Consider the following 13461-nt stretch of genomic DNA (forward strand, 5'->3'; position numbering starts at 1 on the left):
ATGAATAAGGCTTTGACCCACCACTCGGATCGCGGATCTCAATATCTTTCGATGAAATATACCGAGCGGCTGGCTGCGGCTCAGATAGAGCCTTCGGTTGGTAGCGTTGGCGACGCTTATGACAATGCCTTAGCTGAATGTGTGATCGGTCTGTTCAAAACGGAGGTCATCAACCAAGGGGGACCATGGAAATCAATGCGCGAAATTGAATGGGAAACACTCAATTGGGTCCATTGGTACAATAATCAACGTTTGCTGGAGCCAATCGGATATATAACACCTGTAGAAGCCGAGGAGGCTTTCTATCAGAATATGAGAATATGTGATAAAGCTGCATAATCGTCGAACAAATTGCCCTCCGGAAAACACGGGGCGGTTCATTTTTCAGCGTTACAACGTAACAATGAAACAATCACGGCGGCGGTGGATGGTGTGATTAGGATGCTCCAACTCCTGCCCCGAATGGCCCACTGCACAATAACGTTTGATCACACCACTGAGTTTGCAGAATGCGCTTATCTGCAGAACGGGATAAGGGCACAAACATGGCTCTATGATCCAAAGTCACCCTGCCAGAAAGACACTGTTGAGAACACCAACAGATGCACACGACGCTGGCTTCCCTGAGATATTGCCGCGCTCACACTCAGTAATCGAGACCTCGCATTCATCTGCAATTTCTTCAATAGTACGCCGCGCAAATGCCTTAGGTACAAAACACCTGCAGAAGCCTTTCCGCAGACACTCTTTGCAAACAGACATCGTTCTGCATAAACTCAAATGGTATAAGTCGCGCTTCAGCATGAACGCACAATTTCAGACCTAAGCATGATTTTTATTTTTTTAATACTAAAGAGCGGGCACCTATTAAATGTGCAATCTGTGCACCAGTTTCATAATAAGCTTCACGAAGGCTAAGGCACGAAAGAGCTTCCGGTTCAGTTACCGGAAGTGGCAGATCAGCTTTATTTATATCGCCGTTAATATAACGCGCCATTATATTGCCAAACACTGTGCCTGTGGCAATGCCGCGACCGTTATAACCACTGAATCCGATGACATTATTATCAAAACAGTGTAGTTTAGGCAGACTATCATTGGTCATCCCAATGAAACCATACCACTCATAATCAAACTCAACTTTTCCTAGTTGCGGAAAAACACGTTCTAATTCACGCTTTGCCCAAGCGGTATGAATACCCGTACCGGTGTTTCGCAATGCGCCAACACTTCCAAAAACTAAACGGCCAAATTGATCGTACCGATAGGATGACAATACCGTCTTAGTATCCCATACCCCCTGACGTTCAGGTAAAATCTGTGATTGTTGTTCTTTGGTTAGTGGCTTGGTTGCTAAATTAAAGTAAGGCAAGTGCATCATTTCTGTGCGTATCTGTGGCCACGGCGCTTTTGTATATGCATTCGTTGCCACAACAATCCATTGAGCACGCACACTGCCCTGTGCCGTTTTCACCACCCAGTCCTTACCTTGACGCTCAGTACCGATCACTGTGGAATTAGTGAATATCTGCCCGCCTGCGGCAAGCGTCGCATGTGCAAGGCCACGTACATATGCCAATGGTTGAATTGTACCCGCACGCATATCTAATAATGAGCCGGCGTAGATTCTTGTACCTGTTTTTTTGGCCGTTTCTTCTGCGCTTAGCAATGTCACTGGTGCACCACGGCGTTGCCACTGTTCTGCCCGTTCTTTCAATTCGCGCAAGCCTTTTTGGCCAACAGCGCAATGTAATGTACCGGTGCGGGTCGCCTCACAGGAAATATTATGCCTTTCAATGCGCTCGAACACCATCTGAGGACCATTTCCAAGTTCCTCCAGCAAGCGGTCACCATATTTTTGGCCTAACACGCCTGGCAGATTATCCGGCATAATCCACATACCAGCATTCACTAAACCAACATTACGACCGGAAGCGCCATAGCCAATTTCAACACCTTCAAGCACTGCAACTTTGCTGCCGCGCTCACTCAAATTCAATGCGGTTGAAAGTCCGGTAAAACCAGCACCGACAATGACCACATCAACCGTCAAATCACCTTGGAGTGCGGAAGTTACTGGAGCATTTGGGGCTGACTTTTCCCATAAACCGTGAGAGCGAGGATTGTTCAACATGTTAGATCATTTCTCGAAAAAAACGTTGCCACTTAAATCAGCCTGATTGCATTATTGATGCTTGCTACACTTACCCAGAGCATGCGTTTCACAGTGTCTTTCGAGACAGAAATTGCGTAGTAAACAAATCAAGATGGCCGCCACCAACATTTTTAAAGATTGTTATTTCATGGTCTGAATGGCGTGCATTTACGCGTTTTGTGCAGAGGTCAAATAAGTCACCCTGCACAGCATCCCAGCTCATCAATCCTCGCTCTACAGGTTGGCAAAGATCACCCGCACCTTCCATATTTTGGCGGGTGTCAACATAAATACGGCCTTTAATCATTGCCGCATCATCTGCTTCACGCATAGTTGGCAAGTAAGCCCCTACAAGATCAAGATGCGCACCATCTTGTAGATCTTCGCCTTTAATTAAAGGCATATCTGACATGGTCACACAGGAAATAATATCCGCACCGCGTGTTGATTGGGATAAATCCGTGACGGCCTGAACCGGACGCTCTGATGTCGTCCAAAGCTTTGCCAAGCTTTCGGCTTTTTCAAAGGTACGGTTCCAGATCATAACTTTGTTAATTGATGGCCTGGCCGCACAATGCGCCTGTAAAACATGAGGTGCAAGACCGCCAGCCCCTACAATTAGCAGAGTTTCCGCATCTTCTCGTGCTAATAAACGACTGCCAAGACCAGATACCCCCGCAGTTTTTCGGAATGTCATTTCCGCGCCATCGGCGGCAAATTCTGGCGTGCCGGTTTTGGCATTAAAAGCAACAACAACTCCTTGAATTGAAGGCTGTACTGGTTGCAGTTTCAGATTGTCAGGAAAAACACCAACAAGCTTAACGACAATGATTTCATTCTTTTGCCAACCAACAAGAGCTACAAATTGATTACTGCCATTATCAGGCTCATTTCTAAGCATATGTGCGCTATCGGGCATATTGCCTAAATGACATTTCTCTAATGCCTCAATGAGCTCATCATATTTTAAAAGCTGCTGGATTGACGACACATCATAATATTGCATTGGAGCGCACCTGTCAGAATAACATATTCGGTAGGAAAGTTACGAGCGGCGGAATGAAAACAAGAGCCAGTAACACCAGAACGAGCGCCAGTAAGAACGGCAAGAACTCAACGGTGAACTCCTCAATGCTACATTTTGTAATAGAGCATACTGTGTACAGTACTGTGCCAACGGGCGGTGTTACGGAGCCAATCGTCGTATTAAATACCATTACAATGCCAAAATGAACTGGATCAATGCCTAGATTATTGACAACTTCCAGCAGCAATGGCGCCAGTATAACGAGCAGTGCAAGCCCTTCAAGCACTGTCCCAAGAAGTAGTAAAGCAACATTGATGATAAGCAAAAGCAAATATTTATTATCTGTTAAGCTAAGAAGAGACTGTAAAATTGCTTGTGGTACTTGCTCTAAAGAAAGGATAAGTGAAAATACTGACGCAGCAGCCATAATAAACATGACGCCTGCGGTTGTATGCGCAGATTCACGCAACATTTCGTAAATCTGATTGACCTTAAAACCACGATAGATGAATAGCCCGACGATAAGCGCATAAGCTGCAGCAATCGCACCAAGCTCTGTCGGTGTAAACCAGCCGCCGCGCAAGCCAACGAGTAGCAAAACGGGCATCGCTAATGCCCATACTGCTGTACGTGCACGTGACATAATATCCGATAGTGGTAATCTTTTATCACGAATGGCGCCGTAACTACGTTTTTTAGACACAATGCGGACGGTTATCAGCATAGAAATGGTAATGATTATGGCTGGAATGACACCACCAATAAATAGTTTTCCAATCGATGTATTGGTCAAAAGACCATAAATAATAAGCCCGATACTTGGAGGCATTATCGGCGCAACCACGCTGGATGATGCACTGACAACCGATGCGAAAGCGTTGGAATAACCTCTTTCACGCATGATGGGTGCAATAGTCCGCGCCTCAATGGCGGCATCTGCATTGGAAGAGCCGGACATTGCACCAAGAAACAGTGAGTTCATTACTGCAACTTGCGCCAAACCACCGCGCCAGTGCCCAACCATACCTTCAGCCAAATCATAAAGACGGTGTGCAATGCCGCCGCGCGCCATAGCTGCGCCCGTAAATATAAAAAACGGAACCGCCAAGAGAGGAAAGGATTCTAATGACGAAGCTAGGCGTTGAGCAACAATACTGGCCATCATTGGGTTGATGACGAAATAGGCAACCGAAGAACCTAATAATACGAAAGCAATGGGTACGCCAAAAATGAGTAAAAAGAAGAATAATAAACAAGTAATCAGCATGAGGTTCTTTCCTCTTTGCTATCAGGTACTTTTAAGAGTTCGATAACTTGTCTGATCTGGACGAATACGATCACAGCAAATGAGAAGAGCAGCATTGCGGAGACAATCCATTTTGGCCAACCAAGAGCCAAAAACTTGCTGAACCGAGCAGTCATGATTTGATGATATGCCGCATGTATAACAAAGCAGCTAATCAAAATGACAATCAAATGACATAAGATATCGGCTGCTTTTTTCAGTGAAGAGGGAAGCAGCGATGTAAAAAAAGCAACACCAAACAATTGCCGACTTGATGCAACGCCTGTTAGGCCAAGCCAAACAAGCCCCCCAAATGCAAGTATTGCGATGTCATGTGCCATATGAAAAGGCATGCCGAGTACCGTACGGGCAAACACATTCATTGTTACGACAATCAAGACAATTGCCAAACAGCACGCGGGCAACACCGAGCCGATCAGTTGCGCTATTCTATCCAGCCATTTCATGCCTGTCCTCCCATTTGTGCCATGAAACACGAATGAATCCAGTCACTTGCGCATTGCCGGCACCGGTAATATCCAAGATAATAACAGGTGCCGTGACGCTTATTATTTTATTGGTCGTTGCCTGTCGCAGCGGCGCGCATTTTTTTATGCAATTCTTCTGACCAGTCAGAGAAATTTACATAAAAATCTGCGGTCGCTTGACGATAAGCCTCAATATTGGCTTCATGGAAAGTGACACCTGCGGCTTCAAACTCCTGACGAATTTCCTCGCCTAAACCCTCAGAGAGCTTTGTCAGTTCCTGTCCGCCTTTTTTAAACTCTTCGAGCATAACAGCCTGATCTTCTGTCGTCAGCTTACCAAAGACATTCTCGCTCATGACCCAACCAGTGAATAGGTTAAAATGACCGGTTGTTGTAATGTGCTTAGCTGGTTCATACCAACGCGATGCGCGCAGGCCTGTCAAAGGCGCTTCCGCAGCAGTTACAACACCTTGAGAAAGTGCTGAATAGACTTCACCTGCTTCAACTGAAGTTGCTACGACCTGTAGAGGGTCGAAGGTTTTAATCCAGGTTTCAACTGGTGGAACCCGCATTAAAACACCTTTAAGGTCAGATGGTTCTGGATAGGCTTTATCACCAATCATATGGCGCGCACCATCAAACCAGTTGATTGACAGAACGCGAATTCCCGCACTTTCTGCCAGCTTATCATAAAGAGATTTCAGTAAAGCAGAATTGGCCAGTCTTTCCGCTTCTTCATTATTGTCCGTCAAGAATGGGCCTTCGAGTATCGAAAACTCTGGCACACCAAAATTTGCCATCGCTGATGCGGAAACAAAACCGATTACGGGCTGCCCCTGACTGGCTTGCTCAATAGTATCATTAGTGGTGCCTAGCTGGCCGGAAGGAAATAGCTGAAATGTTACACGACCATCTGTGCGCTCGGTAATTCGTTTGGCCACTCTTTCGGCGACAACAAATGACTCTGTTGTAGCCGGATTAACTGAGGCAATGCGGAGCGTTGTATTTTCTGCCTGTGCAGAAGATGCAATAAAAGCATTAGCGGATGCGAATGCAGCCAACCCCATAAATATATTTATAATGTTTTTCTTAGCTTTGAATCTACTCATCTAAGCCCTCCCTAAGCTTAACTATCAACCAAAGACTGCCTGCATTGACTCCCATCCCGCCGACATTATTCTTTGGCAATCATAGATTTCATTATTAATTCATATCAGTAATCGTATATTTTTTTCATGTATCTGCGACCATCGAGCATGATTTGTCCGCGCAGTTCTGCCAGCTGATAGATGAACACCCATAAGGCATCAAAGAATATTAATGGCACCAGATAGCCTTGGAACTCTTTTTCAATTCCGCTGAGATCAAGTTTTGCAGCATCAAGCACCATAATGTTCTTTTCATTGCCAAAACGATGGAGAAAATCACGGTTGCGCTCTTCGAGACGCCGCGTTTCATCCATGCCGATAAGTGAAATAAAACAAGTGTCTTGGTCGACAACCTCAAAAGGCCCATGGAAAAATTCATTCGCGTGAATGGCTTGTGAGTTAATCCACTGCATTTCCATTAATACACAAATCGCGAATGAATATGCTGCACCATAATTACAGCCACTACCTGTTGTATAGATGACGTTTTTATCATGAAAACGCTCGGCAAACTCTGCGAACATTGGCGCAAAAACTTGCTTTGCTGAAGTTGTTGCCACTTGCAGATGACCTAAACTTTGTAAAAGCTTACCGGTGAGATCCACGCCTTCACGCTGTAGTAACAGGCTGCTGAGCACCATATAAAGAACCGCATAATTGCTTTCATACGGATCGATATCTAAGCCAGTTGTGTAAGGTGCATTGTAGTTGAGCACAAACTCACCGGCTTCTGCGAGTGCAGATGTGGCATCCAAAGTCATCACAATAGTCGTCGCGCCATGTTCGCGGGCAAAATGAGCCGCCGCCACTGTTTCGCGCGTTGTTCCTGTTTGTGAACACAAAATCACCAGAGCCTTTGGTCCGAGTTTGCGGGGGCTGCGGCAAATAAATTCATCCGCATTATACATATCACTGTCGATATTTTTAAAATGCGTGTCACAGAAATATTTACCCGGATACATGATGGAAAGCGAGCCGCCGCAAGCAACTAAAAAAATATTGCTAAACTCTCTGCCTTGAATTGCCGCGATGGTTTTTTGAACATCGCTATTAATTTCGGCCCTCATATTTCTTCCCTCCCGAAGATCCATGGTTCAACCTGATTGGTGGTGCCATTTATTGACAATGTGATTTTATTGTGGGAACGTTATCACAACTTGTCAAGGGGAAAGAAATAAAATGGTGCGCATAGCTGCAATCGGAGACAATGATGTTGATTGCTATCTTTCAACAGGTCAAATGTATCCTGGGGGGAATTGCCTGAATGTTGCTGTTTTAGCGCGCAGACTTGGTGCTGAAACAGCTTATATTGGTGCCGTTGCGGATGACCCTGCAGGCCGGCTTATGCAAGAAGTGCTGGAGTATGAGAACGTTTTAAGTGATCGCCTTCGTATTGTCGAAGGAATGACGGCTTATTGTATTATTGAGCATAAAAACTCAGATCGTATTTTTGTTACTCACGATCTGGGGGTTTCGCATTTCACTCCTTCTGAGGCTGATGTTAATTATCTGGAAAATTTTGATGCCGCGCATGTAGGGCATACAAGTGGTCTGGATAAATATGTGCCTCTGTTTGCTGAAAAAACTCGAATTTCTTATGACTTTTCAACGCGGGCTACCGATGCTTTAATCGAAAAAATGTCACCCTTTCTCTGGTTCGCGACCGTATCGGCCGGTGATCTTGCTGAAGATGAAGCCGTGAGAATGATGAACAAGATTAAACAGCATGGCGCAAAATGGGTCATGGCAACGCGTGGTTCTCAGGGGGCATTATTGTGCCATGGTGAGAAACTATGGCAGGTAAAGCCAGTGCAGGTTGATGCGGTTGATACGCTTGGGGCGGGTGATACAATGATCGCTAGAGTGTTGATTGGTTTGCTAAAAAATGAGGACCCGCAATTGGCGTTAACAGCGGCCGCCTTTTCTGCCGCGCAAACCTGTACTTATTTTGGTGCTATCGGACATGGTAAACCGATTGATCTTTCCGTTTCTTTAGATGACATAAAGATCGTGATTGCATAAGTATAGATTTCGTGTGTTAAGTGTTTATCTGGTTAATATTATTCGTTCTATAAAGCTTATGGCTGATCTGTAGATTTTGTCATAATGAGGGATAATGTCTAAAAAACCCACTATCACAAATGTTGCACGTTTAGCTGGTGTCAGCACTGCAACGGCTGGCCGCGTGCTTGGCGGTTACGGTTATAGCAGCCAGGATGTTCGTGATCGTGTTTTAACAAGCGCGGAACAATTGGGCTATACACCCAATCAACTGGCAAGAAGTTTAATAACCGGTACAACGCGAACGATCGGCGTAGTTGCCGGTGATATTCAGAGCCCTTTTTATGCAAGTGTATTACGCGGGATTTATAATATTGCCCGCTTAGAGGGCTTTGGTCTTCTGGTGACTGGTAGTGATGAGTTACTTAAACAAGAAATTGAATCTGTTCAACTTTTATTGGCAAAACAAGTCGATGGTTTAATTATTGCACCATTAGATTTACGTGATGCGCCCCATTTGCGAAAGGTAATGGAGAGCAAAAAACCAATTGTGCAAATTGACCGTGTCATTGAGGGCTTTAATGCTGATTATGTTGTAGTTGATAATTTCAATGCATCTTATGAAGCAACTTTAAGCCTGATAAATGCCGGACACAGATCCATTGGCGTTGTCGCAGAGCTTGTGAATATGAATGGCAAAGGAATTGAGGAGTTTGTTGCATCTGCCAAACTAGGCACTGTTGACCCACAATATTTGTTGCCGAGTTGGCAGCGCGTTTATGGGTATTTGCGCGCTATGTTGCAAAGTGGTTGTGATATTAATCTCAATCATATTTGTCGTGTCGGAGAATATTCTGCGACTGCGGGACAAAGCAGTGTTGAAAAAATGATGTCACAACCCCAACATCCGACGGCAGTTTTCTCAACAGGTGGCCTACTCTCCGGCGCAGTTATGCATGCTTTTGACAAGCTCAATTTATCAATACCAGAGGACGTGTCTTTGGTTTGTTTTGATGATCTGGATTGGTTTAGCCTTCATAAGCCACAAATCAGCGCCATTAAACAACCAACAATTGAGATGGGCGAACAAGCGGCTAAATTAATATTTAATCGCCTGAAGGATGCAACGCAGCCTCAACAAAAAATTACATTGGGTACGCATTTCATCCAGCGCTTTTCAATAAAAACAATATGATATCCATTTGATATTATAGGATGAGCAGAAAAACCGTTTCATGCCATCTAAGCTGAGATAAACTGATCAGTTTCTCAGTCGTGAGGAATGCTTTGCTAACTTCCGGCACGGGTGCAAGCAATTGCAGCACCAATGGTTGCCCGTTTCATTGCATCTTCAAGCGATAAACCGCGATTCATGGATGACGCTAATACACCAACAAAACAGTCACCGGCAGTAGTCGTGTTTAATACCTCAACTTTCATCGCTGAAACATGGATATTCTGTCCGTTCACAAAGCTTCTGCATCATTTCGCCGAATGTGCGGGCAATACCGGTTTGTAACTGCGTTGCTAAACTCTCAGCGTCTGGATCGCTGACAATTGATCATCCTGCGCAGCTGCTTTCTCAGAGGCATTATTGCGCTTCATCCAACTATAAAGTGAATGTGTACTGACGTCCAAGCGACGAGAAACATCTGCTACGGAATAACCGCGCTCAGTAATTTGTTGAATAGCATCGAGTTTGAATTCGTCAGTGAAATTACCCTTACCCATAGTAAGCTCCTTGCCTCTTTTTTAAGTCACAAGGTGTCTACAAATCTAAGACACTTCTACGGAGTTACCTTGAGATTATAGGCAAATGCGCTTGTTGATATATTCAATGGCACTTTTTCGCTGGGATGGGCTCGGATCGCACCCAGACCAGAACTAATCAGTCAACCAAAAATCTGTTCTTGCTACCAATCTACCCCAAATCACTCAATCACGAAGTTACGCAATCGCACGCTACGTTCTTCGCGGATATTATCGGCTGAGCTACGGAAATATGCGGATTAAGAGTCAAAAAAGCGCAAGAAGCGCTAAGCATCAGCATAACTATTCTTTTGATGATCAAACCGGATGAATCATTTTAGTCGTTACAAGCGTACTTGATCATCAGAAAAACGTCTTCCTTTAAGTCCTGCTCTCTAAAGAAGACAGAACAAACCCTATGCGAATTCTATGGTTAATAATTATTTAATTAAATCAAGGATTTCATCTTCCTAAAATGCAAAAAATCTCGTTTTTTGAGATAAAATTGGTTGGTTTTTATTTTTATCTCGTTATTAGTCATTTGCTTTATGAAATAAATTTATCTTGAAATACCTGAAATATAATATTTACAGCACAAGCATTTTATCAGATCAAAAAATAGGTTGGCGAACATGAAAGAGCCAATATACGATATTCTTTAACGTGCCTGAATAGCGTAATATTACCGCTTGTATCCCCTCATAAGCGAACCAAAAAACTTCAATTGTTTATGACGCAAAGCTTTATTGCCGACGATATAAAATTAAAAATATGTCGGGAAACTCAAGGAGTAGTGGCCCATTCACAAGCGTATACCAATATCGGCACATGTTATGTCCACAATTTTCATTGCTGCAACAATGATATTCTGGATCAAGCAATGAGGTTTGAGCCACATCCACGTCATCTGCCAATATGCGCAATTTTAACTGATTGGATTCTTCATAAAAATTGCAAATAATTCACGTTGTGAGGATATGCGCATCTTCGCATAAATATTTTTACGATGAATCCTCACGGTACCTGATGCAATATCAAGTAAACTTGCAATCGACTCTGATGAGTGCCCTTCTAATACCAAACCAACCACTTGTAATTCACGTGCCGTCAGCGCGGGCATACCTAAATGGTTCACAGCTTCCTGAATAGCAGTCCTCAGCGCTTCTTTTTCATCCTGCACTGAGCGAAATACTTTTAAACGTTCATCTTGAGACCAATGCATCTGGGCAATATTTCGGATGAGAGGCTCAATACAGCGAAAAATACGTAATTCTCGCGTTGTAAATGCCGGTTTCAGCGGCGATCGCATAAGCGATGTAACGATTGTCCAGTTTTGACTGCTAGGAAAGTAAAACGCAATTTCATCAACTGGTCCCGTTTGTACATAATATGATTTATAATATTCACTTTGAAAAAATTGATCCGGTGCCAAATCGCGCAACCTGTGCATACCAGTATTTAGACCTGAAATCGTGGCCTTATAAAACGGATCCAATAAATAAGGCCCCACCACATATTCTGTGACATGAATTTCGAACTGCTCAGGTTGAAAACTATGGTGCAGACAAAGAGGCATTGCGGGCCCATTATATGCAAATGTGACCGTGTAGTCATAGGCTATCAAACTATTGATAACATTATTAAAAAAGTCAGGAAATTCAGCTGAGCCGACCTTAGCTACAAGCTCGCCAAGCGCCCCATACCATTCATGCGTTGATAGCATTTGACAGCTAACACTTTTGTTTTTCTCTAAGCTTTTTGTCATCAGATACTATCCTAAATGATATATATAAAAGATTTTACCTAAATTGGGTAATACCCCTCAAATGAATATAAATATATAAGTTTACTTGTTTTAAGGAGTATGCTCTAAACTTAAATTAGTGTCTATACACCCTTAGTCAAAGAGGTATTTTAAGAAGCGCGTTTGCTAAAAGACTGCAAAAGCAGCAAAGGCATCGCTTGGGAACAAATAACAGGTCAACGAAATATCGGGCCTTTGGAGGAGATATGAGAAGCTTTTGCTTTCTCATAAATGCAGCTCTGCGTCTTTATTCTAGCAGAGGCATTTTACCTTAAGCATTAATTCTCCAATCATTCCGAGATCAGTTTACCGATAAAGAGCCTTAGCTCGTATATTAAATACGGCAGGCAAATGGGGAAAACTAAATGAAATTTGCTAGCGCAGTTCGTTATAAAAAATGGATATTAGCGGCTACGGTTACAGCCAGCATATCCCTTGTCTTCAGTTCCGCTCATGCCTGGACATTGGAAGAAGCCGCAGCTCCCTATAAAGGCGTAACAATCCGTACAGTTGGTGAATCTCTTCCGCCCCTTGAGGCGATGAAGAAACTTGCACCACAGTTTGAAAAGCAGACGGGCATTAAAGTTGAAATAGAAATGTATGAACATTCCGAAGCTGTCAGTAAGGTCATGCTTGATCTTAACTCACAGCGCGGACGTTATGATTTCATTATTCAGCCCCATCGTGAAATTGGTAAATTTGTTGCCAATCAACAGGTGGATTCTGTGCAGCCATTCCTTGATAATGACCAGTTGCGCGATCCGAATTTCAAGCCAGACGAACAATTATATCAAGGCCTATGGAAAGAAATATCCTGGTATGACAATCAGGTTTACGGCTTCCCGTTTACGGCGCTCAGCATGTATATGTGGTACCGCACCGATCTTTTATCTGATGAAAATGAGAAAAAAGGGTTTCAGGAAAAATACGGTTACGAGCTTGCACCTGCAAAAAACTGGAAACAATATCGCGATAATGCGGAATGGTTCACACGCCCTGAACAGCGCCAATATGGAACGGCCTTGCAAGGAAAACGCCATGAAGCCTTATGGTATGAGTGGTTAAACTTCCTCTATTCATTCGGCGGCGATATGCTGGACACTAAAACCGGTTCCAGCTGTGGCCCCGTCATTGTTAATAGTCCTGAGGCTATCGCTGCGACTGAATATTATAAAAGCCTGATTCCGTTCTCGCCACCAGATACGCTGAACTATTTCTGGGATGACGTCATGGCACTGATGCAGCAAGGTTCTGTTGCACAGATGGTCATGTGGAATGACTCCACCTATGCAGTAGCGATAGATGAAACAGCTTCCACTGTCGTTGGAAAAGTCGGTTTTGACCTCGTTCCGCACGATAAGGGTGGTAAGGTAGCACAGGCTGAAGGCTGGACTTATCTCATTCCTGTCGCATCAAAAAACAAAGAAGCTGCCTATTTATTTATTCAGTGGATGATGGCTTACGAACAGCAGCTTAATCAGCACTTAAACGGCGGTGCAACGTCCAGACCGGATGTCTATCAATCAGAAGAAGTGCAAAAATTACCCTATGCACAAGCATCGATGGCAGCAAATGAAGCAGCCAAACCAAAGCCGACAATGCCACAATCAGCAGAGATGACCGATATTCTGGTTCGTGAGCTTTCGTCTTTCATGGCAAATGAAAAAACCGCTAAGGAAGCTTTAGATCGCTCAGCCCAGGATATTTCAACTTTGCTGGGTGAATGTGCGCCGTTAAAATATCCGGTTCAATAAGCACCCCACATCCATTTTTCTTTTAAAAATCTGTGAGCTCGATAGCAGCT

At 43.9% G+C, this 13461-nt stretch carries 12 protein-coding genes and 1 pseudogene; 4 read left to right on the forward strand and 9 right to left on the reverse strand.

Annotation, left to right across the window (positions count from 1 at the left end; all coding sequences use genetic code 11):
- Positions 1-339: integrase core domain-containing protein (locus tag ABDZ76_RS15715; protein ID WP_343807620.1), on the forward strand; the 339-nt coding region annotated here is incomplete at its 5' end.
- A 496-nt stretch (positions 340-835) separates the two neighbouring features.
- Here ABDZ76_RS15715 and ABDZ76_RS15720 read toward each other — a convergent pair.
- The 6 genes from ABDZ76_RS15720 to ABDZ76_RS15745 all read right to left on the reverse strand — a co-directional run bounded on the left by ABDZ76_RS15720 (position 836) and on the right by ABDZ76_RS15745 (position 7170).
- Positions 836-2134 (reverse strand): NAD(P)/FAD-dependent oxidoreductase, encoded by a 1299-nt coding sequence (locus ABDZ76_RS15720; protein ID WP_343807623.1) that lies wholly within the window; start codon positions 2132-2134, stop codon positions 836-838.
- 88 nt (positions 2135-2222) lie between these two features.
- A complete protein-coding gene (locus tag ABDZ76_RS15725; RefSeq protein ID WP_343807626.1) occupies positions 2223-3161 on the reverse strand; it encodes an ornithine cyclodeaminase in 939 nt (312 codons plus the stop codon).
- Between the two features lie 13 nt (positions 3162-3174).
- Positions 3175-4449 (reverse strand): TRAP transporter large permease, encoded by a 1275-nt coding sequence (locus tag ABDZ76_RS15730; protein ID WP_343807629.1) that lies wholly within the window; start codon positions 4447-4449, stop codon positions 3175-3177.
- Positions 4443-4934, reverse strand: a complete 492-nt coding sequence (locus ABDZ76_RS15735; RefSeq protein WP_343807632.1) for a TRAP transporter small permease — start codon at positions 4932-4934, stop codon at positions 4443-4445. The genes ABDZ76_RS15730 and ABDZ76_RS15735 overlap by 7 nt, the downstream gene beginning before the upstream one ends.
- 107 nt (positions 4935-5041) lie before the next feature.
- Positions 5042-6064 carry a TRAP transporter substrate-binding protein DctP gene (gene dctP / locus ABDZ76_RS15740; protein WP_343807635.1) on the reverse strand — a complete coding sequence of 341 codons (1023 nt, stop codon included), beginning with the start codon at positions 6062-6064 and terminating at the stop codon, positions 5042-5044.
- A 104-nt stretch (positions 6065-6168) separates the two neighbouring features.
- Positions 6169-7170 (reverse strand): SIS domain-containing protein, encoded by a 1002-nt coding sequence (locus ABDZ76_RS15745; RefSeq protein WP_343807638.1) that lies wholly within the window; start codon positions 7168-7170, stop codon positions 6169-6171.
- Positions 7171-7282: 112 nt separating this feature from the next.
- Here ABDZ76_RS15745 and ABDZ76_RS15750 point away from each other — a divergent pair, with 112 nt between their 5' ends.
- The gene (locus tag ABDZ76_RS15750; protein ID WP_343807641.1) at positions 7283-8125 is read left to right on the forward strand and encodes a PfkB family carbohydrate kinase; all 843 of its coding nucleotides are present in this window, start codon (positions 7283-7285) and stop codon (positions 8123-8125) included.
- 94 nt (positions 8126-8219) lie between these two features.
- The gene (locus ABDZ76_RS15755; RefSeq protein ID WP_343807644.1) at positions 8220-9299 is read left to right on the forward strand and encodes a LacI family DNA-binding transcriptional regulator; all 1080 of its coding nucleotides are present in this window, start codon (positions 8220-8222) and stop codon (positions 9297-9299) included.
- Positions 9300-9394: 95 nt separating this feature from the next.
- On the opposite strand, the gene ABDZ76_RS15760 is transcribed toward ABDZ76_RS15755, so the two are convergent.
- The 3 genes and pseudogenes from ABDZ76_RS15760 to ABDZ76_RS15770 form a co-directional block, all read right to left on the reverse strand.
- A complete protein-coding gene (locus ABDZ76_RS15760; protein ID WP_343807647.1) occupies positions 9395-9574 on the reverse strand; it encodes a PfkB family carbohydrate kinase in 180 nt (59 codons plus the stop codon).
- Positions 9575-9708: 134 nt separating this feature from the next.
- Positions 9709-9835, reverse strand: a pseudogene (locus ABDZ76_RS17695) (transposase); the annotation flags it as partial.
- 943 nt (positions 9836-10778) lie between these two features.
- Positions 10779-11618, reverse strand: coding sequence for a helix-turn-helix transcriptional regulator (locus ABDZ76_RS15770; protein ID WP_343807653.1), 840 nt, complete (start codon positions 11616-11618; stop codon positions 10779-10781).
- Positions 11619-12022: 404 nt separating this feature from the next.
- On the opposite strand from ABDZ76_RS15770, the gene ABDZ76_RS15775 reads away from it, so the two are divergent.
- On the forward strand, positions 12023-13411 hold the full coding sequence (locus tag ABDZ76_RS15775; protein WP_343807656.1) for an ABC transporter substrate-binding protein: 1389 nt from the start codon (positions 12023-12025) through the stop codon (positions 13409-13411).
- The last annotated feature ends 50 nt before the right edge of the window (positions 13412-13461 follow it).

The sequence above is a fragment of the Paenochrobactrum glaciei genome (genome assembly GCF_039522165.1).
Classification (GTDB): domain Bacteria; phylum Pseudomonadota; class Alphaproteobacteria; order Rhizobiales; family Rhizobiaceae; genus Paenochrobactrum; species Paenochrobactrum glaciei.

Excerpts from the sequence above, each read along its gene's own strand:
- ABDZ76_RS15745 (WP_343807638.1), bottom strand. The coding sequence starts at position 7,170 with ATGAGGGCCGAAATTAATAGCGATGTTCAAAAAACCATCGCGGCAATT.
- dctP (WP_343807635.1), bottom strand. The coding sequence starts at position 6,064 with ATGAGTAGATTCAAAGCTAAGAAAAACATTATAAATATATTTATGGGG.
- ABDZ76_RS15770 (WP_343807653.1), bottom strand. The coding sequence starts at position 11,618 with ATGACAAAAAGCTTAGAGAAAAACAAAAGTGTTAGCTGTCAAATGCTA.
- ABDZ76_RS15755 (WP_343807644.1), top strand. The coding sequence starts at position 8,220 with ATGTCTAAAAAACCCACTATCACAAATGTTGCACGTTTAGCTGGTGTC.
- ABDZ76_RS15775 (WP_343807656.1), top strand. The coding sequence starts at position 12,023 with ATGAAATTTGCTAGCGCAGTTCGTTATAAAAAATGGATATTAGCGGCT.
- ABDZ76_RS15735 (WP_343807632.1), bottom strand. The coding sequence starts at position 4,934 with ATGAAATGGCTGGATAGAATAGCGCAACTGATCGGCTCGGTGTTGCCC.
- ABDZ76_RS15720 (WP_343807623.1), bottom strand. The coding sequence starts at position 2,134 with ATGTTGAACAATCCTCGCTCTCACGGTTTATGGGAAAAGTCAGCCCCA.
- ABDZ76_RS15730 (WP_343807629.1), bottom strand. The coding sequence starts at position 4,449 with ATGCTGATTACTTGTTTATTATTCTTCTTTTTACTCATTTTTGGCGTA.
- ABDZ76_RS15725 (WP_343807626.1), bottom strand. The coding sequence starts at position 3,161 with ATGCAATATTATGATGTGTCGTCAATCCAGCAGCTTTTAAAATATGAT.
- ABDZ76_RS15750 (WP_343807641.1), top strand. The coding sequence starts at position 7,283 with ATGGTGCGCATAGCTGCAATCGGAGACAATGATGTTGATTGCTATCTT.